Source organism: Altericroceibacterium indicum (assembly GCF_009828105.1).
Classification (GTDB): domain Bacteria; phylum Pseudomonadota; class Alphaproteobacteria; order Sphingomonadales; family Sphingomonadaceae; genus Altericroceibacterium; species Altericroceibacterium indicum.
Genome location: NZ_WTYQ01000001.1, coordinates 714303 through 738166 on the forward strand (window position 1 = coordinate 714303; position 23864 = coordinate 738166).

General features: G+C 54.9%; 26 protein-coding genes and 1 pseudogene. 11 read left to right on the plus strand and 16 right to left on the minus strand.

Features of this window, described 5'->3' with window-relative positions:
* The first annotated feature begins 71 nt into the window (after positions 1-71).
* Positions 72-539 carry a transcription elongation factor GreA gene (gene greA / locus GRI39_RS03485; protein WP_160738269.1) on the plus strand — a complete coding sequence of 156 codons (468 nt, stop codon included), beginning with the start codon at positions 72-74 and terminating at the stop codon, positions 537-539.
* Between the two features lie 169 nt (positions 540-708).
* On the opposite strand, the gene GRI39_RS03490 is transcribed toward greA, so the two are convergent.
* The 5 genes from GRI39_RS03490 to GRI39_RS03510 form a co-directional block, all read right to left on the minus strand.
* Positions 709-936 carry a DUF4170 domain-containing protein gene (locus GRI39_RS03490; RefSeq protein ID WP_160738270.1) on the minus strand — a complete coding sequence of 76 codons (228 nt, stop codon included), beginning with the start codon at positions 934-936 and terminating at the stop codon, positions 709-711.
* 103 nt (positions 937-1039) lie between these two features.
* Entirely contained in the window at positions 1040-1525 is a 486-nt protein-coding gene (locus GRI39_RS03495) for a hypothetical protein (RefSeq protein WP_160738271.1), read from the minus strand.
* Positions 1526-1573: 48 nt separating this feature from the next.
* Positions 1574-1993 carry a hypothetical protein gene (locus GRI39_RS03500; RefSeq protein ID WP_160738272.1) on the minus strand — a complete coding sequence of 140 codons (420 nt, stop codon included), beginning with the start codon at positions 1991-1993 and terminating at the stop codon, positions 1574-1576.
* Entirely contained in the window at positions 1990-2454 is a 465-nt protein-coding gene (locus GRI39_RS03505) for a phage holin family protein (RefSeq protein WP_160738273.1), read from the minus strand. The genes GRI39_RS03500 and GRI39_RS03505 overlap by 4 nt, the downstream gene beginning before the upstream one ends.
* Positions 2455-2460: 6 nt before the next feature.
* A complete protein-coding gene (locus GRI39_RS03510; protein WP_160738274.1) occupies positions 2461-2967 on the minus strand; it encodes a hypothetical protein in 507 nt (168 codons plus the stop codon).
* A gap of 152 nt (positions 2968-3119) precedes the next feature.
* On the opposite strand from GRI39_RS03510, the gene eno reads away from it, so the two are divergent.
* Complete coding sequence (gene eno / locus GRI39_RS03515; protein ID WP_160738275.1) at positions 3120-4406, plus strand: phosphopyruvate hydratase; 1287 nt, start codon at positions 3120-3122, stop codon at positions 4404-4406.
* A 25-nt stretch (positions 4407-4431) separates the two neighbouring features.
* Here the strand turns inward: eno and GRI39_RS03520 are convergent, their stop codons facing one another.
* The 3 genes from GRI39_RS03520 to ribH are packed head-to-tail and all read right to left on the minus strand — an operon-like array spanning position 4432 to position 6088.
* The gene (locus tag GRI39_RS03520) at positions 4432-4743 is read right to left on the minus strand and encodes a hypothetical protein (RefSeq protein WP_246204846.1); all 312 of its coding nucleotides are present in this window, start codon (positions 4741-4743) and stop codon (positions 4432-4434) included.
* Positions 4740-5633: an aldo/keto reductase gene (locus GRI39_RS03525; RefSeq protein ID WP_211371414.1), complete on the minus strand. Its 894-nt coding sequence runs from the start codon at positions 5631-5633 to the stop codon at positions 4740-4742. Before GRI39_RS03525 ends, GRI39_RS03520 begins: the two co-directional genes overlap by 4 nt.
* A gap of 35 nt (positions 5634-5668) precedes the next feature.
* On the minus strand, positions 5669-6088 hold the full coding sequence (gene ribH, locus GRI39_RS03530; protein ID WP_160738276.1) for a 6,7-dimethyl-8-ribityllumazine synthase: 420 nt from the start codon (positions 6086-6088) through the stop codon (positions 5669-5671).
* 205 nt (positions 6089-6293) lie between these two features.
* Here ribH and GRI39_RS03535 point away from each other — a divergent pair, with 205 nt between their 5' ends.
* Positions 6294-6803: a flavin reductase gene (locus GRI39_RS03535; RefSeq protein WP_160738277.1), complete on the plus strand. Its 510-nt coding sequence runs from the start codon at positions 6294-6296 to the stop codon at positions 6801-6803.
* 66 nt (positions 6804-6869) lie between these two features.
* Here the strand turns inward: GRI39_RS03535 and GRI39_RS03540 are convergent, their stop codons facing one another.
* On the minus strand, positions 6870-7598 hold the full coding sequence (locus tag GRI39_RS03540; RefSeq protein ID WP_160738278.1) for an SDR family NAD(P)-dependent oxidoreductase: 729 nt from the start codon (positions 7596-7598) through the stop codon (positions 6870-6872).
* A gap of 245 nt (positions 7599-7843) precedes the next feature.
* On the opposite strand from GRI39_RS03540, the gene GRI39_RS03545 reads away from it, so the two are divergent.
* Entirely contained in the window at positions 7844-9040 is a 1197-nt protein-coding gene (locus GRI39_RS03545; protein WP_211371415.1) for an MFS transporter, read from the plus strand.
* An 87-nt stretch (positions 9041-9127) separates the two neighbouring features.
* On the opposite strand, the gene GRI39_RS03550 is transcribed toward GRI39_RS03545, so the two are convergent.
* Positions 9128-9949, minus strand: a complete 822-nt coding sequence (locus GRI39_RS03550; protein WP_160738279.1) for an FAD-binding oxidoreductase — start codon at positions 9947-9949, stop codon at positions 9128-9130.
* A gap of 727 nt (positions 9950-10676) precedes the next feature.
* On the opposite strand from GRI39_RS03550, the gene GRI39_RS03555 reads away from it, so the two are divergent.
* Positions 10677-13595, plus strand: coding sequence for a ligand-binding sensor domain-containing diguanylate cyclase (locus tag GRI39_RS03555; RefSeq protein ID WP_160738280.1), 2919 nt, complete (start codon positions 10677-10679; stop codon positions 13593-13595).
* A gap of 72 nt (positions 13596-13667) precedes the next feature.
* On the opposite strand, the gene mprF is transcribed toward GRI39_RS03555, so the two are convergent.
* Both mprF and GRI39_RS03565 read right to left on the minus strand, forming a co-directional pair.
* A complete protein-coding gene (gene mprF, locus GRI39_RS03560; protein ID WP_160738281.1) occupies positions 13668-16268 on the minus strand; it encodes a bifunctional lysylphosphatidylglycerol flippase/synthetase MprF in 2601 nt (866 codons plus the stop codon).
* Between the two features lie 22 nt (positions 16269-16290).
* Positions 16291-17046 (minus strand): AcvB/VirJ family lysyl-phosphatidylglycerol hydrolase, encoded by a 756-nt coding sequence (locus GRI39_RS03565; RefSeq protein ID WP_160738282.1) that lies wholly within the window; start codon positions 17044-17046, stop codon positions 16291-16293.
* 281 nt (positions 17047-17327) lie between these two features.
* On the opposite strand from GRI39_RS03565, the pseudogene GRI39_RS14520 reads away from it, so the two are divergent.
* Positions 17328-17623 (plus strand): annotated as a pseudogene (locus tag GRI39_RS14520) (integrase core domain-containing protein); the annotation flags it as partial.
* A 939-nt stretch (positions 17624-18562) separates the two neighbouring features.
* On the opposite strand, the gene GRI39_RS03575 reads toward GRI39_RS14520, so the two are convergent.
* The 4 genes from GRI39_RS03575 to GRI39_RS03590 are packed head-to-tail and all read right to left on the minus strand — an operon-like array spanning position 18563 to position 20806.
* Positions 18563-19033, minus strand: coding sequence for a tetratricopeptide repeat protein (locus GRI39_RS03575; protein ID WP_160738283.1), 471 nt, complete (start codon positions 19031-19033; stop codon positions 18563-18565).
* Positions 19033-19578, minus strand: a complete 546-nt coding sequence (locus GRI39_RS03580) for an AAA family ATPase (protein ID WP_211371416.1) — start codon at positions 19576-19578, stop codon at positions 19033-19035. Before GRI39_RS03580 ends, GRI39_RS03575 begins: the two co-directional genes overlap by 1 nt.
* 8 nt (positions 19579-19586) lie before the next feature.
* Complete coding sequence (locus tag GRI39_RS03585) at positions 19587-20303, minus strand: 2OG-Fe dioxygenase family protein (RefSeq protein WP_160738285.1); 717 nt, start codon at positions 20301-20303, stop codon at positions 19587-19589.
* Positions 20300-20806 (minus strand): cupin domain-containing protein, encoded by a 507-nt coding sequence (locus tag GRI39_RS03590; RefSeq protein WP_160738286.1) that lies wholly within the window; start codon positions 20804-20806, stop codon positions 20300-20302. The genes GRI39_RS03585 and GRI39_RS03590 overlap by 4 nt, the downstream gene beginning before the upstream one ends.
* A gap of 73 nt (positions 20807-20879) precedes the next feature.
* Between GRI39_RS03590 and GRI39_RS03595 the strand changes: the two genes are divergently transcribed.
* The 5 genes from GRI39_RS03595 to GRI39_RS03615 are packed head-to-tail and all read left to right on the plus strand — an operon-like array spanning position 20880 to position 23801.
* Positions 20880-21527: a 2-hydroxychromene-2-carboxylate isomerase gene (locus GRI39_RS03595; RefSeq protein WP_160738287.1), complete on the plus strand. Its 648-nt coding sequence runs from the start codon at positions 20880-20882 to the stop codon at positions 21525-21527.
* The gene (locus tag GRI39_RS03600; protein ID WP_211371417.1) at positions 21524-21964 is read left to right on the plus strand and encodes a PaaI family thioesterase; all 441 of its coding nucleotides are present in this window, start codon (positions 21524-21526) and stop codon (positions 21962-21964) included. The genes GRI39_RS03595 and GRI39_RS03600 overlap by 4 nt, the downstream gene beginning before the upstream one ends.
* A complete protein-coding gene (locus GRI39_RS03605) occupies positions 21961-22512 on the plus strand; it encodes an RBBP9/YdeN family alpha/beta hydrolase (RefSeq protein WP_160738288.1) in 552 nt (183 codons plus the stop codon). Before GRI39_RS03600 ends, GRI39_RS03605 begins: the two co-directional genes overlap by 4 nt.
* Positions 22509-23156 (plus strand): LysE family translocator, encoded by a 648-nt coding sequence (locus GRI39_RS03610; protein ID WP_160738289.1) that lies wholly within the window; start codon positions 22509-22511, stop codon positions 23154-23156. Before GRI39_RS03605 ends, GRI39_RS03610 begins: the two co-directional genes overlap by 4 nt.
* Before the next feature lie 24 nt (positions 23157-23180).
* Positions 23181-23801 carry a DJ-1/PfpI family protein gene (locus GRI39_RS03615; RefSeq protein WP_160738290.1) on the plus strand — a complete coding sequence of 207 codons (621 nt, stop codon included), beginning with the start codon at positions 23181-23183 and terminating at the stop codon, positions 23799-23801.
* The last annotated feature ends 63 nt before the right edge of the window (positions 23802-23864 follow it).

Sequence of the window (23864 nt, forward strand, 5' to 3'; positions counted from 1 at the left end):
TTATCCGGTCTCATGAAGTCCGGATAAGGGATAGCTTTGCCGGGAGGCGCCATTTATGACAGGGACGTAATATGGAAAGAGTGCCCATGCTGGCAGAAGGCTATGAAAAGCTGACTGCTGACCTGAAAGCCCTTCGCGCAGAGCGTCCACTTATCGTGGATGCGATCGAGGAAGCACGCGCTCACGGTGACCTCTCCGAAAATGCGGAATATCATGCCGCAAAGGAACGCCAAGGTCAGGTCGAAGCACAAATTGGTGAGATTGAAGATCGTGTCAGCCGCGCTCATATTATTGATCCGGCAACGCTTTCAGGCGACAAGGTAATCTTCGGCGCAACGGTTACCTTGCTCGATGAAGATGACAAGCCGCTCAAATATCAGATCGTCGGCCAGACCGAGTCCGATGCGAAAAAGGGTCGGGTTTCCTATGAATCCCCGCTTGCTCGTGCCTTGATCGGCAAGCAGGTTGGCGATGAGGTGGAAGTGATCGTTCCATCAGGCGAACGCTTCTACCTGATTGATAAGATTGAATTTATATAAAGTGTTTTGCTACAATCCCGTTCGGGATTAGCAGAGATTTCTGACATAAAATGGCCCGCCCGTTTGAAAACGGAGCGGGCTATTTTGCATTATAGAAAGACACGATAGCGGCAAGCTATCGCGTGCCTTATACTATGCTGATGATTTCAGGCTTGTGGCCTGAATAATCTTATTTGCCCGGCAGTTCCGGTTCCAGCAAACGGTGCAGATGGACGATGACATATTTCATCTCAGCATCATCAACCGTGCGTTGAGCGTTGCCTCGCCATGCTTCTTCAGCCTGTTCATAATTCGGATAAACACCGACGATGTCGATGTTGTTAAGATCCTGAAACTCGCAGCTCTGGGGGTCCGTAACCCGGCCGCCCATAACGAGATGCAGAAGCTGTTTTGCCATTTATCAAAACCTTCTTGGAGAATGCCTGTGAAATGCCGTCCATAAGACATATGGCGCGCTCTGCAAGAGGGCGCGCCATATTGTATGGGCTAAAGGGATAAGTTCAGCGGAAGGATCGTAACCTGCGGGTGATTCGTTTGCGTGCATCACGCGACAGTTCCTTGGCGCCACCCAATGCGGCATCGCTGTAATAGCTCGCGTCACGGCGCAAGTGGCGCCGCGTGTCACCAATGCTGTCACTAAGGTCTTCAAGCAGGTCACCGCCGCCAATCGCAGCATCGTGTGCAGCGGCGCGGGCACGGTTGGAATATGCCAGAGCGAGATCGGCTGCCGTTACGGCAAGGCCAGCAGCTTTTGAACCCAGGCGTCTGGTGGGAGAGCGCGGGAAAATGGCTGAAATAGCAACTCCGAGAATGATTCCTCCCCCAATCAATGCGATCGGGTGGTCTTTGGCAAATTGAACAACCCGGTCTTTGCCTTCGATGGTCTTCTCGCCAACCCGGTCTGACAGGGTTACTTCCCGGCTCTGGTTACGGGCTTGAGCGGATTGGACTTTTTCGTGAATATCTTTGCGTTGGGAATCGCTCATGGGCTCTCTCCATTTGATGTCTGCGCTCGTGGCCTAGTTTTTTAACCCTCAAGCTGCAGCGCTGGTTCCGTGGCGGGTGTTTTTCCGAGAACTAGGAGGCTGAGGGTGTAATTCATCTTCAGCATCCCAGTATTCTTCGTCTTCTCCATTTGATCCACCATCTTCAGGATCTTTTGAAGATGATCGGCCAAACAGCCACCCAAGGATTTTGAACAGAGGTTTTCTCGCAAGCCAAAGGGTCAAAAGCCCAGCGATTCCACCAACTATGTAGATCGCACGAGGGTCGTCAGACTGTTCAATTTCCGCACTAATTTTTTGAGCGCGGTCCAAAGTGCTATCTTTGATCCTTGCACCGATGCTTTTTTGCTCAATATTCTGCATGAGCAGGGCAATATCGGTGTCTACATTGATCCTGGCTGCATCGCGCAAGGCTCGGTCCTGCAACATTTTCGTCGACAGGTCGGTCATTCGGGAAGATCCTCATCCTTTTTGAACGCTGCGCTGATTGCTTTTATCTTCGCCACAACATGGGTGACGCAATAATAGGCAAGAGCCAGCAAACCTCCCACAACCACCGCTGTAGCCCCCCAGGCTGTGATATAGGGAGTTAGGCACATGATCAGGCCAATTGTGAGGCCAATCGCCGCGAGGATGGCCAGAAAAATGGCTGCAACACCAAAGATTGCCGTTTTCTTGATGCAATCGACAACAAACGACAGGCGAGTCTTCTGGAAATTCAATTCTGCTTCAAGGAAAGTCAGCCCGTCGTCGATCAGTGCGGTAAGATCGTCACGTATAGGGTGTGTATCTGCCTCCGGGTCCGAACCGTCTAAGCGATCACCCGCCATATTTTCATACGGCGGGGGAGCTTGGTGTGACGATTTGTCGGTCCCGGCAGGGCCGTTTTTGTCATCTGTCGCTAATGTCACGTCAAATTACTTGGAGCTACGGAAAATACGCGCAAACAGGTAACCAACAGTTGCGGCAATGCCAACGGACAAAGCGGGGTTTGCGCGGACAAATTCACGCGAATCCGCACCCAGTTCTTCCAGGCTTTTTTCGTCAAGCTTGGTCGCTGTGTCTTCCAGCTTTTTGGAAGCCGTGCGGACATAATCACCATAGCCCGGCCCAAGCTTTTCATCGACAGGCGCCGCCTTCTCAGCAACAAATTTGCTCAGGGTAGCAAGCGCTTCACTGGCCTTGGCTTTGCCATCATGTGCCACGCTGGTTGCTTTGACCTTAGCTTCGTCAACCCAGTGGTCGCCTTTGTTCTTAGCGCGATCCTGATAGGCTTCAGCGCGCTGCTTGGCTTCTGCACCCAGTGCATGTGCGCCGGCTTTGGCTTCTTCAAGAGCTGCGTTGAAACGTGATTTTGCTTCCTCGGTGTTGCCCGTAGGTTCCGCATTCAAGGTTGCGGGTGTGTCAGCTTTCGTTCCTGTCATGGAATTGCCCCTTTTCTCATTCACCCTTGCAGGTATCGGTTACTTTCCGAACAGGCACTTCCTATCCGGCTCTTAATAAATCGAACGCCGCTTGCGCAGCATGGTTCCGCCGCATAGGAGACCGGAAAACCGTCAGAGGAGCAAGACAACTTATGACTGCAATCATCGATATTCATGGCCGCCAGATACTAGACAGCCGGGGCAACCCGACAGTTGAAGTTGACATCTTGTTGGAAGATGGCAGTTTTGGCCGCGCAGCAGTCCCCTCGGGCGCCTCAACCGGTAAGCATGAAGCGGTTGAATTGCGTGATGGTGATGAAGATTATTATCTGGGCAAGGGTGTCACAAACGCTGTGGAAGCAGTGAACACCGACATTACTGAAGCCCTGCTTGGCCTTGATGCTGAAGATCAGCGCGATATCGATCTCGCCATGATCGAACTGGACGGCACGGAAAACAAAGCGCGTCTGGGTGCCAATGCTATTCTTGGTGTCAGTCTTGCGATTGCGCGCGCTGCTGCTGCATCACGTGGTATGCCGCTTTATGCCTATATCGGTGGTGTTTCAGCTCATGTTCTGCCCGTTCCTATGATGAATATCATCAATGGCGGTGAACATGCTGATAATCCAATCGATTTTCAGGAATTCATGATCATGCCAGTCGGTGCGGATTCCATTTCGGAAGCCGTGCGTTGGGGGTCGGAGATCTTTCACACGCTGAAAAAAGGCCTCGCGCAGAAGGGTCTTTCGACCTCTGTTGGTGATGAAGGTGGCTTTGCTCCTAACCTTGCCAGCACGCGCGATGCGCTCGACTTCATCATGCAGTCAGTTGAAAAGGCAGGCTTCAAGCCGGGCCAGGACGTCATGCTGGCACTCGATTGTGCTTCAACTGAATTCTACAAGAACGGCAAATATGAGGTAACCGGTGAAAATCTCTCGCTCAACGGCGAAGAAATGGCCGATTACCTTGCAAAGTTGTGCGATGCCTATCCGATCATCTCGGTCGAAGATGGCATGGCGGAAGATGATTTCGAAGGCTGGAAGGCTCTCACCTCAAAGATCGGCGACAAGGTGCAATTGGTTGGGGACGATCTCTTTGTAACCAACCCTAAGCGTATCCAGATGGGTATCGATCAGGGCATGGCCAATTCACTGCTGGTGAAGGTCAATCAGATTGGCACGCTGACGGAAACGTTGCAGGCCGTGGATATGGCGCATCGCGCTGGCTTCACTTCAGTTATGTCGCATCGTTCGGGTGAAACCGAGGATTCAACGATCGCTGATCTCGCTGTGGCAACCAATTGCGGTCAGATCAAAACTGGCTCGCTCGCGCGGTCGGATCGGTTGGCGAAATACAACCAGCTCATCCGTATCGAAGAAGAGCTTGGCCTTTCGGCAATCTATGCGGGTGAAAGCTGCTTCGGGCGGCTGTCACGCTAATAAAAAGGGGGAGGGCGCTGCCATTTTAGGCGCGCCCTCTTTCCACATCTTCTGAGGCTTGGCTTTCAAGCTCTTCCATTCGTTCAATTTTCTTGCGATTTTTCGGGCTGAGCAAATATTGCCATACGCCCCACGAATTGATGGTAAGCAAGATGGCATTTTGTACCGTCAGCGGCGTCGAGCCGTTCATGACACCTGTCGCGATCCATGCGGTCGACACCAGAACGAATAATACAAAGGCCCACCCGGTCCATTTTCGGCCCCAATCAGCGGCGATCATTGCTGCCGATATAATTGCACCGATAGAGCCGAACCACTCGAGTGGGCCGTTCATCATGATGACTGACCAGCTTCACTCAAGCGTGTAATCTGATTTTCCGTCAGATTTAAACGTGTGGCCTCAAGCAGATCATCGAGCTGTTCAGGGGTTCGTGCGCTAGCGATAGGGGCCGCAATTGCCGGCTGAGCAAGTAGCCAAGCCAAAGCTACAGCGGCATGAGAAGCTTCGATTTCTTCGACAATCTCATCCAGAACTGGCAAAATTTTCTGCCCCTTATCGAACAGATTTTCGATCATGGAGCCGCGTTGACTGTCTTTTAGATCCGATTTCTGGCGATATTTTCCGGTCAAAAAGCCAGATGCCAACCCGAAATAAGGGAACATTGCTATTTCATTATTGCGGCAAACTGTCTTTAATTGCTTAGAAAAAGCATTACGCTCAACAAGGTTATATTCATTCTGAAGCACAGTGAAGGGCTTCATACTTTTTCGCTGAGCAATGTTGATGTTGATGGTCAGGCGGTCATAGTCGAAATTAGAAGCGCCAATTTCTTTGATCTTGCCTGTATCAAGCAGCGTGTTGAAGCCCTCGACGATCTCTTCCATCGGGGTCGAGGTGTCATCTCTATGGGCGTAATAGAGATCGACATAATCGGTTTTGAGACGCTCCAGAGATTTTTCAAGTTCCTCGGCGATTTTGGCAGGGGCGAGGCCACCCGCGTCGCCGCCTGCGTTGGTTTTGGTCGCAATCCGCATATCCTTGCGGATATTGCGACTGTCGAGCCATTTGCCGATGACGGTTTCGCTTTCCCCGCCTTGATTGCCATCAACCCAGGCCGAATAGACCTGGGCTGTGTCAATCATCCGTCCACCATGCTCGTAAAACTTATCGAACACGGCAAAGCTGGTCTCTTCATCCGCAGTCCAGCCAAAGACGTTGCCGCCCAAGACGAGTGGGATGCCAGAAATTGAAGGGTGATCGGCTATCTGAACTTCTCCTGTAATTCGAGCAGTTTAAGCGCCGCATTTGCAGCATCTGCACCCTTGTTAGCTTGGGCAGGATCAGCGCGGACAATAGCCTGTTCCTCATTTTCCGTAGTGAGGATGCCATTACCGATTGCGATCCCGTCCATGGTGAGGGCCATGACGCCACGAGCGCTTTCTCCAGCAACGATTTCGAAATGATAGGTTTCCCCACGGATCACGGCACCAATTGCGACGAAGCCGTCGTAACGCCCTGTTTCCACTGCCATGGCAATGGCCGCAGGAATTTCCAGGGCACCCGGAACCGTCAGAATTTCAACGTCATGCCCTGCATCTTCGAGCACCTTGCGCGCACCAGCGATCAGCATATCGTTGAGGTGATCGTAAAAACGTGCTTCAACTATCAGAAATTGAGACATAAATTCTCCTGCATATTTGTTTTTTTTGCGCCGCTAGGTTTGAAGTTCAGACGGGTTTCATATCCGGTATTGGCGCAAAGGTTATGATTGCCATGCGCGTTATCACAGCGATGGATGATGACAATGGGCGCACGATATTTTGCTTTTCGGTAAGGTTGCGGGATTGGGGCTTGAAAGATAACCGGCCGACCAGCATGAAGGGCCTGTGTCAGAACTTAAACCAGATAGCGCCGTTCTTGAGGCGTTTCGCGACGGTATGCGTCATGTCGCATCCACCGTATATGCAGTTACCACCAGTTATGGTGGGAAACCTTTTGGCATTCTGGCGACCGCGGTCAGCTCGCTGAGCTTCGACCCTCCGTCGCTGCTGGTTTGCATCAATCAATCTGCATCGTTGCATGAGCCGCTGGCCCAAGCAGAAGTGTTTTGCGTCAATGTGATGGGCTTGGCGAACCGCGATGTGGCAGATAATTTCATGTCTTCCAAGTCGCCTGAAGACCGCTTTTCAGTTGGGGAGTGGGAAGATAGTCATGGCGTTCCAGTGCTTGCAAATGCCCAGTCGAGCTTTGTTTGCCGGGTTGCACATCGCCATGAATTTGGCACGCACACGATTTTCATTGGTGAATTGATTGACGGTCATCACCGGGAGGATGCTGTTCCTCTGACGTATTATAACCGGCATTATATCGACATTAGCCGAGCGCCTGATCGTTAAATCTCATTGTTTTGAGTCAATAAACGGCCGCTCTGTGAAGCGGCCGTTTTACGTGTTTTGTGATATTCAGCCACGGCCGAGGAACGGGATCTTGTTCTGAACCACCAGACCTTCATAGAAATTGAGGTGATCGGGCAGGTCGCACATGTGGATGATCACATCGGCAATATCTTTGGGATCAGCGGTCAGTTCATCATCCAGCTTCACAGCGCCTGGGGCGATTTCGGTTGCCACAATGCCGGGATGGAAAATCGAGACTGCGATATTGTCTTCCCGTCCATCAATAGCGAGTGCACGGGTGAGGCCATCGAGACCCCATTTGCTGGCCGCATAGGCCGGGCTGTTCTGACGGGGTACGCGAGCAGATATTGAGCCGACATTGATAATCCGGCCATGCCCTGTTCCTTTCATCACCCGGATTGCGGCGCGGGCGCAGAGAAAGGCAGAGGTGAGGTTTGTGTCGATAACTTTGCGCCAGAGATCGAGTTCCAGTTTGTCCGCCGCCGTGCTGTCAGCGATACCGGCATTATTGATCAACACATCAACCGAACCGAATTTTGCCATCGCCTGGTCGAACAAATTCTGCACTGCTGCTTCGTCTGTCACATCAGTGGCGACGGCCAAGGCTTGGCCGCCCATATCTTCGATGCGCTTGACCAGAGCTTCAAGCCGTTCAGCGCGGCGCGCTGCCAGAACAACTTTGGCGCCCTTTTCAACGAAAGAAATAGCGCAGCTTTCACCAATGCCTGAACTGGCACCTGTCACAACGGCAACACGGCCCTGCAATATACTCACCTGACATCCTCCATATTGATTTGTTTGAGCACCGCTTAGCATTCCAGCAGCACCTCGCAACAATTATTCCGGATTTTGTCAATTTGATAGTCTGGGCAGTACGGCTTTTCATCGGATGCTGTCATCATAACTGCTCCATGATAGAGGGGTAAGGCTAACATGAAGCAGAACTTTCTTGTCATGCGCTGTCTATTTCCCATCTGTGTGCATTACGCCGCAGTGCAGTACACATGATGGAACATGGAATGACGCAACCCACCCTCAGTTTGAAGAATGCGCGGATGGCGCTTCTTGCCTTGGCTACAGGCGGGTTTGCCATCGGAACGAGCGAATTCGCCTCAATGAGCTTACTTCCCCAAATGGCGAAGGGGCTTGGAGTTGATGAACCAACAGCAGGTCATGTCATCAGCGCTTATGCGCTCGGGGTGGTTGTAGGGGCGCCTCTCATTGCGGTTTTGGGCGCAAGATTTTCAAGGCGTTTGCTTCTCATCGCATTGATGGGCTTCTTCGCACTTGCGCATTGCCTGACCGCCTTTGCGCCTGACCTGAATTGGCTTCTAGGTGTCCGCTTTTTGAGCGGCCTTCCGCATGGCGCTTATTTTGGTGTCGGCTCTCTGGTGGCTGCGTCACTCGTGCCGCGCTCTCAGCGCACACAGGCTGTGGCACGGATGATGCTGGGTCTGACCAGTGCGACGATTGCGGGCGTGCCGTTCGCCAATGTTATCGGGCAGTCTTTCGGGTGGCGGTGGTGTTTCACCATTGTGGCTGTGCTGGCCTTTATTACCGCCATGATGATCCTGCGTTTTGTGCCACGTGACACAGAAGATCCGGATGCCAGCCCTTTGCGGGAGTTGGGCGCATTAGCCAAACCACAAGTGTGGCTAACGTTGTTGATTGGAGCGATTGGCTTTGGCGGTATGTTCTCCGTTTACACCTATCTGGCTTCCACGCTCACCGAAGTGACCGGGGCCAGCAGCTCAATGATCCCTGTGGCTCTGGCGCTGATGGGGGTGGGCATGACCATTGGCACGCTTGTATGTTCATGGGCTGCCGACAGGGCCTTGATGCCTGCTGCTGGCGTAACGCTGGTCTATGCCGCTATCGTGATGTCGCTCTACACCATAGCATCGCATCACTTGTCATCGATGTTGATGATTATCGTGTTGATCGGTGGGGTAGGGGGGCTGTCCTCCATCCTCCAGACACGCTTGATGGATGTGGCAGGTGACGCGCAGACCCTTGCTGCAGCGCTCAACCACTCTGCCTTCAATGCCGCGAATGCCTTGGGGCCATGGTTGGGTGGAATGGCGATCACTGCCGGCTATGGTTGGGAATCGACGGGCTGGGTTGGTATGGGGCTTGCCATCGGTGGATTGCTGATATGGTTTGCTTCCCTGATGCTGGGTCGAAGTGAAGCGCGGCGCAAAAAGCTTCCTGCCTGAGCACCTTCTTGATTCAGCTAAGGAAAAGCCCCGGTCGGATTATTTCCGCCGGGGCTTTTCCTTGCCGAATATTGCCGGATGGGGCGATCAATCGACGAAAGCGCGTTCGATCACAAACTGGCCAGGAGAGGAATTTGACCCCTCGATAAAGCCTAGCTTTTCAAAATAGGCTTCAAAATCACGGATCATCGCCATGCTGCCGCACAGCATGATGCGATCGGTTTCAGGATCGAAATACTTCCGGTTGAACATCGTGTCCTGGAAAATCGTGCCATCATCGATCAACTGATGGATGCGCCCTCTGGTGTGGAATTCTTCGCGGGTCACAGTTGGCACATAGGCAAACTGTTCCTTGGCTTCGTCTTCCACCAGCGGATCACCTTCGAGGCGGCTTTCGAGTGTTTCACGGAAAGCCAGATCGCTGACGCGGCGCACTGAATGCACCAGCACGATCTTGTCAAACATATCATAGATGTCCGGATCGCGAATGATGCTGAGGAATGGCGCAAGGCCAGTACCGGTGGAGAGGAGAAACAGGCGCTTGCCGGGCAGCATGGCGTCAGTCACCAGTGTGCCTGTAGGCTTGCGGCCGAGATAGACCTGATCGCCGGGCTGGATTTTCTGAAGCTTGGAAGTAAGCGGGCCGTCTGGCACCTTGATGGACAGAAATTCGAGTTCTTCAGCATAAGACGGGCTGGCAACCGAGTAGGCGCGCAGGATTGGCTTGCCGTTTTCACCTGGCAAGCCAATCATCACAAATTCACCAGAACGGAACCGGAAGGAATCCGGGCGCGTGATGGTAAAGCTGAAAAGATGTTCATTCCAGTGTTTGACTGAAAGTACCTTCTCAACCGTAAGCGCCTTGGTTTCAGTCAGCGGTTCCTTAATGCTCGTATCGTTGCTCGTCACAGTGTCTCATTGCCTCCATGCTTGAGGAGAATGGTTTGCGGGCCGCTTTGTGGAACCGAAGCTCTCAGCGTCACCGCATATGTTCAAATGCCGCCCGTCACGGGAAGCGAAGATAGAAGCGCTTTTTAGCCAATCCTTTGTGATTGCGCGTCAATTTTATCCTGAGCAACACATCAGTCAGGCTCAACAAGAGCTACATCCATAAAATAAGGCCAGTGCTCAGCTAGTCTTTGCGATCGCTCACGTCCAGCCAGTAAGCTGCGGACTTATCTTGTGCGGCTGACAGTTTATCTTGCCTTCATCGTAATCCTCATGCGCTTGCGGAGCGGAAATGGCGAGGAGTGCACATTTAAGCTAATGATAATAATTTGCAACTTTCAGTCTGCCGCAGTCCCTTCACCACATTTGAGGATCTGAAATTATTTTCGATTAACCATATTGTATGTCAAAGATAGGGCTAGCGAGATGATGTGGGGCTGAAACAGTTTGTTTTTTACAGCTTCGTGTTAAGAACTTTTACTTACAGTCTGATATAGGCTCGGTTTAGCAAGATTAACCCTTAATTTCCGGTTTGATGTGTAACCTTATGCGGCATGAAATGCGAAATTGGAAATTCCTTCACGCGCTGGCTCTACGTATATTAACTTTGCTTTTGCTTAGTTCGCTCTGGCCAATTGCCGCTTACGCACAAAGTGGATGGACCGGGTGGCAGACACCTTCTTTCATCTTGTTCGACAAGCAATCAGGTCTTCCGCATTCTACTACTACTGCCCTTGCACAAGACACAGCCGGTTTCATCTGGATTGGCACACGGGGTGGTTTGGCGCGATTTGATGGCCAACGATTTCAGGTGTTCAAGCAAACCAATGATAAAAAGGGTAGCCTGACAGATAACTATATCCGTACACTTATGGCTCTGCCTGATGGCAAGCTGTTGGTTGGAACAAATGTAGGTGGGTTGCTGCGATTTGATCCTGCGACCAATAATTTTACCCGGTTGGGCACGAAGTCTACCGGCTTTGGTGAACGCATCTATGGTTTATCAACGGATGGGAAAGGCGGGGCGTGGATCGCAACCGAGCGAGGGGTTCATCACCTCCTGCCCAATTCCAACACCATTACCAACGTATGGCCTGCCGAAGGTGTCGTGGGGCGTGCATTCTCTGTATTGCAGGATGAAACGGGTGCATTGTGGATCGGATCGGGCGATGGGCTCTATGTCCGTCGGCCGGGAGCCAGTAGAATCGAGCGGCTGACATTTGCAGGAGAGATTGGTGCAGCGCTTGATCAGGATATCTGGGCTCTTATGCGCGATAGCAAAGGCAGGCTCTGGGTTGGCTCGGGCACTGATGGTGTAGTTATTATAGAGGGAGACAAAGCCAGCCAGATCGCTGCCCTCAAAGGCAGTTCTGCCTATATCAAACATAGCACTGTGAGGGCGATCTCTGAACTTCCAGATGGAAAGATCTGGATTGCTACGGATGGAAGTGGGGTCATTACTCTTGACCCATCGCTCCAGAATCCCGTCGCCTTGCGGAACAACCCCGAGCGCGCCAATTCCATTGCCAGCGACACAATCAGAGCGGTGTTGAAAGACGATCAGGGTGGCGTGTGGGCCGCTACGGAATTGGGGGCCAACAGAACCTTCTCTCGTACCCCAAAGATATTCACCATTTCAGCAGGTATGCCAAATCCGCGGCGATCGTTGATCAGCAATGAAGTGCGTGGTTTGTTGGTGACCCACGATAATCATATCTGGACTGGTTTCAGTAATGGCCTGATCGATGTGATTGATCGGAAGGCCGGAACGGTCCACCATTTACGGGTTACGGGTCGCCATCAAGGCCAGGACGTTAAAGCCCTTGTCGAAGCGCCGGATGGGAAAATACTGGTTGGGGCTAGGGGGCTGGTCGAATTTGATCCGAACACTTTCCGGCAAACATCGATCAATTTGCCCGAGCTCGAAGGTAAGCCTATTATTGCACTTCGGTTTGTTGGCAACAGTTTGCTAGTTGGCACCTATTCCGGGCTATTTGTCTGGGATCGTCAGAAAAATAAAATCACACACTACATTCACAAGGATCATGATCATTACAGCCTTGTGAATAATGAAGTGATGAACATCAATGTTATTGGTGATCAGGTCTGGTTGTCTACTTCGGGAGGGATTAGTAGGTTCAACATAAAGACAGGAAGGTTCACAAATTTCTTTAATGTCAGTGGCGACCCTTTCAGCCTCCCGCAGAATTACTCTAGTTCGATTTTGACTGCTGCTGGCAAAATGTGGGTTGGTACCTATGGTGGCGTTGCGGTGGCTTCGTTGAATAATCCGAAGCCGCGTTTCACTGCAATTACCGAAGACGATGGCCTAAGCGGCAACGATGTCTCGGCACTTCTGCTCGACAACAATGGAAAGGTTTGGGTTGCAAGCTCGAACGCCTTGTCGGTTATCGACGCCAGAACGAAATCTGTCAGAACTGCGAGTAAAACGGATGGCGTGCCTGTCACGACATTCAATCGCTTTACTGCAGCACGTCTTCCTGATGGCAGCTTGATGTTCGGTGGATCGGCGGGCTTGACTGTGGTCCAGTCTGTGATTGCAAATGAGAAACAGGTCAGCGCAGCTCAACTCACTCCCACTACGTTGGAAGTAAATGAGCGTCTCGTACCGTTGGGCGCGACAATTTCTGACCAATTGCCAGCATTATCTGCCAGTACGCGGAGTGTGCGAATTGGATTCTCGCTACTGGATTACTCTGCACCTCGCGAAATACGCTACAGTTACAAGCTCGAAGGTTTTGACAAAAATTGGATTAGCGTTCCTGCCGGAATGGCGGCAACGGCTGCTTATACCAATTTAGCCAGTGGCCCTTACACGCTTCGGCTTAGAGCACAGGTGCCTGGGCTCAGTGGTGTCACGCTGGAGCGTAAGATCAATTTTGAAATCGCGGCGCAGTGGCATGAACATTGGATCGTGAGGGGGGCCATCGTGGCATTGGTCATGCTGGCTGTGTTCGGGCTGGTCCAGCTTCGCGTAAGGCTGCTTCGGCGGCAGGCAAACATTTTAGAAAAGCAAGTTCAAGAACGCACGCGAGCTTTGTCCGATGCGAATACGCGCCTTGATCAATTGGCGCGGACCGATCCGCTGACCGGATTGCTGAACCGTCGGCACCTAACTGAGTTGCTCAGCATAGAGCATGACCGTGCAACGCGGCTGGGTTCGGAATTTGCCGTCATATTGATCGATTTGGATCACTTCAAATCGGTCAATGATAAATATGGGCATCACACCGGGGATACCGTTTTGGAGGCTACTGCGCGCATTATGCAAACTGAGGTGCGCTCGATTGACAGCGTGGCCCGTTATGGCGGCGAGGAGTTCCTGATCCTCATGCCGGGTGCATCAGTTGAGCAGGCGGCTGCAATAGCAGAGAGGGTTCGGACAAAAATTGCTGAGATGCCGTTCTTTGCCGATGAAATAATGTTCAATATCAGCGTCAGTTGCGGTGTTGCTGCTTGGGAACGTGCGGAATCGACGGTTTCACTCATGCGCCGGGCAGATAGAGCGCTCTATGCGGCAAAGTCGGCGGGCAGGAATTCGGTTCGTCAGTCCTTGTCAAAAAGCCTTGCGCATAACGAATTCTAAGGGGGTAGGGTATGGCATTCCCAGCCTAAAGAAGTCGCTCTTGCCGTGCCTGTCAGGTGCAATGATTGATGATCAAGCGGCAATGCCAAGCGGAGCACCGTGAGCTGCACTGCGGCGCGATCCACCGATGAGGCGCTGAAGATCGAACAAGGCGCGAAGCAGTCCAAAGGCACGCGGTCCGGCTATGTAGCGAGGCTCCCAGACCGGAGAGTACTTCTCTTTATAATCGCGTAACCCTTCGAAGCCGTAAAAAGCATCACCATGGCGGTAGAGAAGTGATCCAAACCGTGCCCATGTTGGTGACAATCTGCGGCCTTCGATGCCTGAGAGTGGTGCCAGCCCGAGAGTGAACCAACGAAACCCATTGGCTTTGCCCCACTGCATGATGTGCACCATCAGGAAGTCCATGCAGCCATAGGGTTGCTGTTCGCCATGCCGCATAAGGTCGACTGACAGTTCACTCTTGTCTTCCGTTTTCCAGATGTTGGCAAATGCGACGATCTGCCCTTCAACGCGAACTACTGCGCAATCAAATTGAGACATATAATCAGGATCGAAGCGGCCAACACTAAAGCACTTTTCCGGGCCCTTCTTGCTTGATAACCATGTATCCGAGATTTCATGCAGATCGCTCATGATTGCCGGGACCAACTCTCTGTCAATTAACTCGAAAGTCGCGCCCTCACGCTCCGCTCGCTTGACTGAGTAACGCAAGGCCCTTGCGGCGGGACCTTCGAGCGTGAACTCGGGCAGGTTGATCCGTGCCTCTTCGCCATATTTTATCAGTTGGAGCCCCATATCGATGGCGACAGGGATAGTCTGTGCGGTGATCTGGTAGAAAAGTACCCGGCCTTGCGCGAGGTCTGCCATGTCGCGCAGGCGCCACATCAGTTCAGGGGTTGCAGCAGGATTGCCAACCGGGTCGCCCATAGCGATCCAGCTCTGCTCTTGTACCTGATACATCAGAAATGCATCGCCAGCGTCGCTGACGAGGAAACGCTTGTCTCCGGTTAAAGCGAGATAGGCCTCGGTCCGTTCGGTATGGGCGAAAGCGGCTTTAGGTGGTTCAGTGATGCCACCTGCCGCCACAGGGGTTTTGCTTGCCGGCTGGAACAGGCGCCACAAAGCCGCGATGACGAGAAATAACCCGACGGCGAAACTGGTCCGCAAGAACCGTGGTGCATTACTGTGCCAGGCAAATTGCCACCATAATTCATCGCTATAGACGACATCACGGTACGCAAAAAAGCCAAGCCAGACCGATATGCCAAAAGCAAGGGTGACAGCAAGAATCCACTCTGTTGTCAGGGGTCTGCGGACAAGGAGGCTGTGGCGGTAGAAAGCGCCTCGCGACAAGTGCAGCATGATTGCCAAACTGGTGAGAATTGCAGCCTCTTCGTAATCTAGGCCCTTGGTAAGCGAGAAGATAGCTCCAGCCATCATCAATCCGCGTGCAACGAGACAGGCCGCTTCTTGCCGGCGGTAAAGGCCTGGGGCGATCAGGATCAACGCAGTGCCGACGAGGCTTGCCGCGATCTGTGAGGTTTCAGCAAAGGGCAGCGGAATAATGTGTCTCAGTGCGGCGAGCCGATGAGGCAGTGCGGGCAATGAACCGGATAGCAATAGTACAAGGCCCCCGCCGAAAGTAAGTGCGGCCATGGTTTGCGGGATGATACCAAACGACACAGCACGCAAACCTCTGCCAGCGGCGGATGCCAAGGGTGTCCAACGTTTGCGTTCACTGAAGGCTAGCAGTGCAACAGCGAGGAGCAGCGGAAGCAGATAATAGACTGCGCGAAACACGAGGAGGGCTGCAAAAAGTTCCGGCCGACCGACTTCAGGCAGCATCGCAAGCATCACGGATTCGAATATGCCGAGGCCGCCGGGAACATGCGAAACCAGCGAAATGATGATGGCGAGAATGTAAGCAAGGAAGAGGGGCAGGAATAATGAGGGCGCAATATCGGAGAGAAGAACGAACAAAGCCGCACTGGTGACAGCAAGATCTGCCGCAGATACCAAGACTTGCGCGATTGCAATGCGTGCAGGTGGCAGAGGCAGACGCCAACTCCAGATGCGCAAGGTCCGGCCCTGTCTTCCACACCACACAATGATGGCGATAACACTGAGGACGACAGCAATGCCGATGTATTGCGCAAGTGAACCGGAAATAGGGAGGTTTGTTTGCGCCCCGCCTGTCCAGGCCAGCGCCGCGCCGCCAAGGACCGTGACCCCTAACCAGAAGCTAAGACCTGCAAGCAGGATAACACGGGCAATTTCCCCTGCGGACAAGCCAGCTTGATTATACACTCGGAAACGTGCTGAACCACCTGTGAGAAGCGCTAGTCCAAGGTTGTGGCTAAGCGTATAGCTGGTGAAGGAAGCAAGTGCTGCGCTACGATATGGCAGTGGCCTGCCGATCACGTGAAGCGCCAACACATCGTAGAAGGTCAGTAAGATATAGCTAGCTGCTGTCAACGCAATTGCGATGCCGATGCGGGCGGGGCCGATATCGGCGATAGCAGCGCGGACATGGACCCAACTCAATTCCGCGAGCAGATGATTGAGAGCGCCAATAGCGAGCGCTGCAACAAGCAGGGCCACTCCGATCTCTATCTTCTTGCGGTGCGACGCGATGAACGCATAAATTCCGGCTACTGATATGCCCCACATCACTTTACACCCTTGCTTGCGCTTAATGCTGCGCAGTTGGCTGATTATCTTCTGCGCTATCTTCCAGTGGTGCTGCCGCAAAATCTGCATTGATGATCGGGAAGATCGTTTCGAATACCCTCTCATCATTATGTCTCAGGTAATGCCCACCTGGAAGTTCTTTGCGGATTACGCCCGGGTTTGTGAGTTTCGGGCACAGGCTTTCGGTTTCCTCGACACCGCGAATACATGCCAGCTTGACCCAGTCCAAACGCTGCGCAGCCGGAAGTGAATTGATGCCTTTGTCACCCCAATTCAGTAATTCAAACGGCGTTGCCCGCAACAGCATCGTGCGCGACGGTACGATTAATATTGCCCCGGCGACTTTTTCGCGACTTTCGGGAGAGAGACCGCCAAGTGCCGTAGGCAGAGCGTCGGCACCAAAAGACTGCCCGATCATGACAAATCTGGTTGCGTGATATTTGCTTTCCGCGACCGACATGGCCTTCTGTAACAGTGCACTGATTTCAGGCGGGGAACGGCGCCTGCTGAAGAATGTTAGCGAGTTGATCAGCACTACCGGCATACCGGCCTTGCGCAATCGCGCCGTGACAGCGGGGGCCATACCGGTCCGCGAACCGCCATCTCCTGAGAGAAGGATTACCGCGACATTGGGCTGCTTCGCATGCGTTTCAGGAGCGTCGATTACTTTGCCTATTGGATAGCCGAGATATAGACATCCGAGGATAAGAAATACGACGACAGCAATCACGGCAAACAGTTTCTTACGCATTGTCATCGAGGCTCCGTGCCAACGGATGAAGGACTAACGGTTTTAGCCGTTGCTGATTCCATTACGCCAGCTTGGTGTGGAATACGAGCGGGCTTATGCTGCCCGAATTGCTTATAGTGAACACGGCTGATCGCGAAGAACAAAGTGGGGCTATCTGCTTCTTCTCATTTACGGTTTCGCGATCCAATGCCTTACGAATTCTGCGCGCTTATCGGGTGCTGCAAGAGGTAAGTGGACGAGGGTATATCCCAGTTCCTGGTAGACGCATTCCATGTGTCATGAGTCGCTACCAGCGCGGTTTGATCCTGGACTTCTCCCGTCCTGGCAAGCCCACCGACAATGCGTTCATCGAAGCGTTCAACAGCAAGCTGCGCAGCGAGTGCCTGAACGCGCACTGGCTATTGTCGCTGCAAGATGCTTGCGAAAAGCTGGAGGCCTAGCGTAGACACTACAACGAAGAGCGACCGCACAGCGCGATCGCGAATATCCCCCAATCATACTGGCAAACTCAGCCGGTGAGACCAGCCCACCGGATCTGGGACAGGCGGAAAACTCCAGACCCGCGTGGTCCGAGGTTGGGTAGCAGTGCATGGTAGGCCCAGACTCTAATCAAGCGTGGAGGAAAGCAGAGAGTCACGTCACACCCAGCCAACACCATGATGGCACCGTGAGCCTCCCCACGGCACCATCAATCTCGTCAAAAAGCGAAGTGCAGACAACAGGTTACCCCACAGGGGGAGACATGCCTTATATCTTGCGGCTAAATAAAGCGCCACATCACCCGGAATAACAAGCATATCAATGCTGTAATCATTAATGAAATCGCAAAAGCAATGATTATAAAATTTTGAAAATTGATGAAAATTATCAAAGATGACGAACATAGAATGAAAAAAATATTCCGATCTGTCTGTTGCATCTTATAGGTAATTTACTCAGAAATTCATGATTGGCTATAATATTCTCACTGTCACGATCTGGAGGGGTGTAGCTCATCTGAATTTGTGTATATTTTAATATGAGGCATGACAGGATGATCATCCCGAGCACAATAAATAAATGAGTTATGGGCATATGCTACCTCCACTTACAAGGAAGGACTGACCGCTCGTCCATGCCGCGTCCTGAGCTTCCCGCTTCTGGATATATCCTTTTACAAAGCGCCCTGTTGAATCGCGCCCCCAGTCGCCTGCTGCGCCGCCTACCAGCCTTGAGACTTTAAAGCCAATTGCAGTACCTGTGGCATCACCGATCAACGCTCTTCCATCCTTTTGTGGGGGCATAAAGTGCGGCTTGGCCAAGAGAGCTTCCTTGGAAAGAAGAAAGCCAGCGTCGATTAATACAGGATTGCCCGTGAAGAGGCCTACGACTTCAGCGGCGTCTCCTATATATCCTGTTACGGTTAGGCTGCTATCGACCCATTGCGCCCAATCATCCTCTTCGGCGCACCTCGACCTTCTTCTGATCACTTTGCGGCAAGTGAGGAACCCGACTGGTCTGAGCCCGAAGTTTCTGCCAGTTATCAATAGAGCATTGGGCCGTTTTGATGGCCTTCGCTGGGCGTGATGGCAACAACCGTATTGGGGGCATGCCCCCAATACGGTTCTCCGAGTGCGAAACGCGCGTCGACATGTTCGGGAGCCAGGCGGACGATAGCTGCAAATTGATCGAGCGCCTGTTTCGATCGCCCCAGTTCGCCCAGAGTAGTGCCCAGATTGTAGCGGGCGGAAAGATAGTCGGGCCTGCGTTCGATCGCTGCCTGAAAGGTTCGAACCGCCGCCTCTCGCTTGCCTAGGTTTCTGAGGGCAATGCCGAGATTATTGTATGTTGCCGTATCTTCCGGTGCGAGCGCAACGACCAAACGAAATTGCGCCGCAGCCCTATCCCAATCGCCTTTCTGCAATAGGGACAGACCGAGAAGCCGGGCCGTTTCCGCCGACAATCCATGCTCGGTATTCTGGTCGAAAGGTTCGCGCTTGGGATTAGCTGTCATCACGCCTGCAGCTTCGCAATCCAGTGATGCACGAAAGCTGCGCGCTCATCGGGCGACGCAAGGGGAAGCGGCACGAGATGATAGCCCAATCCCCGATAGACACGGGCCATCACGTCATGGGTCGCCACCGCCTCGTCCCAGTCCTGCTTGCGCTCGGCATCCTTGGCGTAGATCTCGGCCCAGGGTGGCGCGATAAACACATGTTGATTGTACCGATTGCCCTCCGCCGCGCGCGAGAGGTCGCCGGGTATGTCCAGCCCGCACAATATGCGGTAGCCGATGATGTCGGGAATGCCTCGGTCGAAGAACAAGACGCCCTCTTTCGTCCGTGCCTCCTCATAGGAGCTGAGGTCATGCGTAAGCATCCGCTCGGCAAAGGCGTCGCGGTCATCCCATGGTAGAGCGGTTCCGCCGGCGGCCACCTCGTCGCGGATCACCGCTCGTCCGGCCTCGGGCATATGCGGCAAGCCTTTTTCGGCCAGCGCCGTAAGGAGCGTGCTTTTGCCTGATCCCGGTCCGCCGGTTACGACGAAGAAGCGATCCATCCTGTCCCTCAACTTTCCCGCGCCTGCGCGAACGTGAGAACCAGCGTGTCCCGCCATGCCGGGGCGCCCGGAATCGCGGACTCGATCGGCGTTGCGCCGTGGCGGACCTCACGGTCATCCAGCAGCAGGGCTTCGCCGGGACGGGTTAGCCGGTGCTGAAGGATGCAAGCGCCGGAAGCATCCTCTATGCGGCTTTCACCGCCGGCGTAATCGCTGCCGCCGACGAGCAGGATCAACACCCAGTCGCGCCCGTCATGATGCATGCCCTCCGGCGTGGGGAGGCCGGGCTGTCCGGGCAGCGCTTCGATGCGAAATTGATGCGCCTCGACCGTCCAGGAGTTCGGCCGCTGCGCGCTCGCATCCGCGATCAGGGAGGCGGTGCCCAGCACCAGCGCCTGAAACAGCGACGCTCCGGTTTGCTCTTCGGCCATCGGTGCGAACCAGCGCTCGATGCCGCCATTCAAGGGATTGTGATCGCGCTCCTGGTAATGCGCGCGATGCGGCAGGCGACTGCATTTCCCGCCTGCCACTTCAAGGGCGGCATAGCGTCTGCGGCGATAGGTGCCACCGTCGGCCATCCATGTGTCGCGCGGCAGATCATCCCAACTCCGCGCAAATGCTATCCATTCCGGGCTGCCGGGATCAACCAGCTTGCCCGGTGGCAGGAGCAGGGCGGGCGGCGTGGCGATGCACTCGGCGGAGGCGGTGGCAAGCTGCCCGGTCATGTCTCGCCGTCCCAGTAGCCGACCGCATCGGCATAGCGCCCGACATGGTCCACCGACCGGTTCGCCTTGTCGCCGCCGGGCGCGGCGCCTGCCATGACCGCGAACTTGCCGCTGTCGGGATAGTCGATCACATCGGGCTCGTTCATCGTACTGATGGCGAGATAGCGCAGGTCCGTATCGCCGGTGTTTATGATCTGGTGCGCACTTGCCGCGCCGCTGGCCGGACACAAAGCGACATCGCCCGCCCTTAGCGCATGATCGCCATCGGCATAGCGCAGGCGGCCGCTGCCGGAGAGGATGACGAACAGTTCCTCATTCGCGTGATGGCCGTGGAACGGCCACGCCCGTTTGCCCGGCGGCACCACGACCAGCCTTCCGCCCAGCATGCGCGCGCCCAGCGGCGAAGCGAAGGACGCCATACGCGCTTCATAGAGATCGCCGTGCGCTTGTGTTTGCAGGTCGAGGGTATCGAGATGAAGAACGGGGGGTGTGATAACGGCCATGATTGAACCAATACAATGTTTGATTTGATCGACTCATGATTTGATACAATGATGAGGCCCAAGGAGCAACCAGATGAGCACGAAGACCCCGGCCAATTTCTATTTCGATCCCGTCTCACCCTTCGCCTTTCTGATGTGGAAGCGCCTGCGTGAAGACGATCTCGGACTGGAGATACGCCCGATCCCGGTGCTTCTGGGGGCGCTGCTCAATCACTGGGGCCTGATCGGCCCGGCGGAAGTGCCGCCCAAACGGGCACAGACCTATCGCATGTGCCAATGGCTTGCTGACAGGAACGGTATCGCGCTGCACTTTCCCGATACGCATCCATTTCGTTCGGTCGAGGCCCTGCGGCTGCTGATTGCGCTCGATGCGCGCACGGATGCTGTCGATGCTGTGTTCGAGGCGGTTTTTGCGAAAGGCCGGGATCTGACCGATGGCGCCGAACTGGAGAGGCTCGGCGGCGAACTCGGCCTCTCCAACGTACACGACAGGATCGCAAGCGCGGATGTGAAGGAGGCCCTGCGAGCCAACACCGAGGCGGCGATCGCGCGCGGCGTATTTGGCGTGCCTACTCTCGCGATCGGGGAGGACCTGTTCTGGGGCTTCGATACGCTGGACATGGTGCGCGATTATCTGGCCGATCCCAAAATGTTCCAGACGGCTGAGATGCAACGCCTCGGCACTCTCGATTATGGCGTGCCCCGGAGGGCAGAATCGTGACCGGGGTCAATGACCCGCTTCTGCTCGAACGCGTTCGCGAGAGCTTCTCGCGTCAGAGCTTCATGGGGCTGATCGGGGCCGAGGTGATCCACGCCAGCCATGGCAAAGTGGTTCTCGATCTGCCGTTCCGGGCTGATCTTTGCCAGCAGAACGGCTTCCTTCATGGCGGCGTGATCGGTGCGATTGCCGACGTGGCGGGCGGCTATGCGGCCTATTCGGTCTTCGGGGATGGTGACGATGTCCTGACGGTTGAATACAAGCTCAATCTTATCCGTCCGGCGACGGGAGAACGCCTGCGCGCCACGGGCGAGGTGCTGCGCGCCGGCCGTGCGCTGACGGTCTGCGATCTCAAGGTCCATGCAATGCGCGAGGGAGAGGAGGTGCTGTGCGCTTCCGGTCAGCAGACGCTCATGCGCATGGAAACGGCACGGCCATGACATTTCCAGCGCTCGTGCTTCCCGGCATCGGTGGTTCTGGGCCGGACCATTGGCAAAGCCATTGGGAGCGGACCGATCCCGACATGAGCCGCTTCGCACCGTCCGATTGGGACCGACCGGAACTCGCCGACTGGTGCGAGGCGCTGGATCGGGCCGTTGCGGCGCTGGACCGCCCGCCCATTCTGGTCGCGCATAGCCTGGCCTGCCTGCTGGTGGCGCATTGGGCGGCTTCGCGCGCAACTCCGGTAGCTGGCGCGATGCTGGTCGCCGTGCCCGACCCGTTCGAACCGGCGTTTCCGGATGAAGCGCGCTCTTTCGCGCAAGTGCCGGAACAGCCTCTGCGGTTTCCCAGCCTGATCGTCGCCAGCGCGAACGATCCTTACGGGACGCTCGATTACAGCAAACGGCGCGCCGGGCAGTGGGGCTCGCGGCTGATCGTGTTGGGTCCGCTCGGCCATATCAACGCGGGCAGCAATCTGGGCGATTGGCCGGAGGGCCGGGTTATCCTCACTTCATTTCGCGCTGAAATCGAAGGGAATGGAGCATGACCATCTTGACGGCGCTTGCCGGGTTCACGCTGGCCGCCGGGCTTCTCGTCGTCACACCCGGGCTCGACATGGCACTGGTTCTGCGCACGCTCGCCGTCGAGGGGCCGCGTCAGGCTCTCGCGGCGGCGGCAGGCGTGGTTGTGGGCGTTCTTGCCTGGGGGCTGATTGTGGCGCTGGGGCTTGGCGCGCTGCTCGCGCTGTCAGGCACGCTCTACACGATCCTGCAATATGCAGGCGCCGCCTATTTGCTCTGGCTGGGGCTGGGCATGGTTCGGGCGGCTCTCAAGTCGGGTGAGGGCTCCGATGCAGCAGGTCCGGCATTGGCGCCTGCTCCATCACGATCGGGCAACTGGTTCAGGAAGGGCCTGCTTACCAATCTGCTCAATCCCAAGATGGGCGTCTTCTATGTGAGCTTCCTGCCGCAGTTCATCCCGGCGGGAGCATCGGTAATGGGCTTCAGTCTGTTGCTGGCATCGCTTCATGCCGTGCTCGGCATGGCCTGGTTCGCGCTCCTGATCCTTGGCAGCCGTCCGCTGCGGCGCTGGTTCGCGAGAGAAGCCGTAACGCGCTGGCTCGATGGCCTGACCGGCGGCGTTCTCATCGCGCTGGGCCTGCGCATCGCCTTCCATCCGGCGCAGCGATAGCGTCGTTTCCATATTGAGAGAGACATGCAGATAGCCGTTCTGACTTTCGACGCGTTCAACGAACTGGATTCGTTCATCGCGTCGACGATCCTCAATCGCCTCACGCCGCTTGGATGGGACGCTTATATCACGTCACCCGACGACGAAGTGACGTCGATGAACGGTGTCACGATCCGCCGTCAGCGTCCTCTCGAATTCGCGGAAGAAGCAGACGCAGTCCTGATCGGCAGCGGCATCCGCACGCGCGACGTGGCTCGCGATGACGCGCTGCTGGCACGGCTTCGGCTCGATCCTGAGCGCCAGTTGATCGGTGCACAGTGTTCGGGCACGCTGCTGCTGGCGAAGCTTGGCCTGGTTGACGATCTGCCTGCGTGCACGGACCTCACGACCAAACCATGGGTCATGGAGGCGGGCGTGAACATCATCGATGCACCGTTCATCGCACATGGCAATGTGGCCACGGCGGGCGGTTGCCTCGCCTCGCATTATCTCGCGGCCTGGATGATCGCGCGCGGTGGTTCGGTGGAACAGGCGCGCGAAGCGATCCACTATGTCGCGCCGGTGGGCGAAAAGGAGATTTACGTCGAACGGGCGATGGCTGTCATCGCGCCGCATCTGACAGACAGCATGGCAGAGATCGGCTAAGGCTATCCGGTTCGCACACGAGACGGATGATGCCGGTCAGTTCAACCACACTGCACTCGTGGC

Coding starts and splice junctions, on each gene's coding strand:
- GRI39_RS03595 (WP_160738287.1), top strand. CDS start 20,880: ATGAGCACGAAGACCCCGGCCAATTTCTATTTCGATCCCGTCTCACCC.
- GRI39_RS03615 (WP_160738290.1), top strand. CDS start 23,181: ATGCAGATAGCCGTTCTGACTTTCGACGCGTTCAACGAACTGGATTCG.
- GRI39_RS03580 (WP_211371416.1), bottom strand. CDS start 19,578: ATGGATCGCTTCTTCGTCGTAACCGGCGGACCGGGATCAGGCAAAAGC.
- GRI39_RS03495 (WP_160738271.1), bottom strand. CDS start 1,525: ATGAGCGATTCCCAACGCAAAGATATTCACGAAAAAGTCCAATCCGCT.
- GRI39_RS03565 (WP_160738282.1), bottom strand. CDS start 17,046: ATGACAATGCGTAAGAAACTGTTTGCCGTGATTGCTGTCGTCGTATTT.
- GRI39_RS03520 (WP_246204846.1), bottom strand. CDS start 4,743: ATGATGAACGGCCCACTCGAGTGGTTCGGCTCTATCGGTGCAATTATA.
- GRI39_RS03545 (WP_211371415.1), top strand. CDS start 7,844: ATGACGCAACCCACCCTCAGTTTGAAGAATGCGCGGATGGCGCTTCTT.
- GRI39_RS03590 (WP_160738286.1), bottom strand. CDS start 20,806: ATGGCCGTTATCACACCCCCCGTTCTTCATCTCGATACCCTCGACCTG.
- GRI39_RS03490 (WP_160738270.1), bottom strand. CDS start 936: ATGGCAAAACAGCTTCTGCATCTCGTTATGGGCGGCCGGGTTACGGAC.
- eno (WP_160738275.1), top strand. CDS start 3,120: ATGACTGCAATCATCGATATTCATGGCCGCCAGATACTAGACAGCCGG.
- greA (WP_160738269.1), top strand. CDS start 72: ATGGAAAGAGTGCCCATGCTGGCAGAAGGCTATGAAAAGCTGACTGCT.
- GRI39_RS03510 (WP_160738274.1), bottom strand. CDS start 2,967: ATGACAGGAACGAAAGCTGACACACCCGCAACCTTGAATGCGGAACCT.
- GRI39_RS03610 (WP_160738289.1), top strand. CDS start 22,509: ATGACCATCTTGACGGCGCTTGCCGGGTTCACGCTGGCCGCCGGGCTT.
- GRI39_RS03500 (WP_160738272.1), bottom strand. CDS start 1,993: ATGACCGACCTGTCGACGAAAATGTTGCAGGACCGAGCCTTGCGCGAT.
- ribH (WP_160738276.1), bottom strand. CDS start 6,088: ATGTCTCAATTTCTGATAGTTGAAGCACGTTTTTACGATCACCTCAAC.
- mprF (WP_160738281.1), bottom strand. CDS start 16,268: ATGTGGGGCATATCAGTAGCCGGAATTTATGCGTTCATCGCGTCGCAC.
- GRI39_RS03605 (WP_160738288.1), top strand. CDS start 21,961: ATGACATTTCCAGCGCTCGTGCTTCCCGGCATCGGTGGTTCTGGGCCG.
- GRI39_RS03585 (WP_160738285.1), bottom strand. CDS start 20,303: ATGACCGGGCAGCTTGCCACCGCCTCCGCCGAGTGCATCGCCACGCCG.
- GRI39_RS03575 (WP_160738283.1), bottom strand. CDS start 19,033: ATGACAGCTAATCCCAAGCGCGAACCTTTCGACCAGAATACCGAGCAT.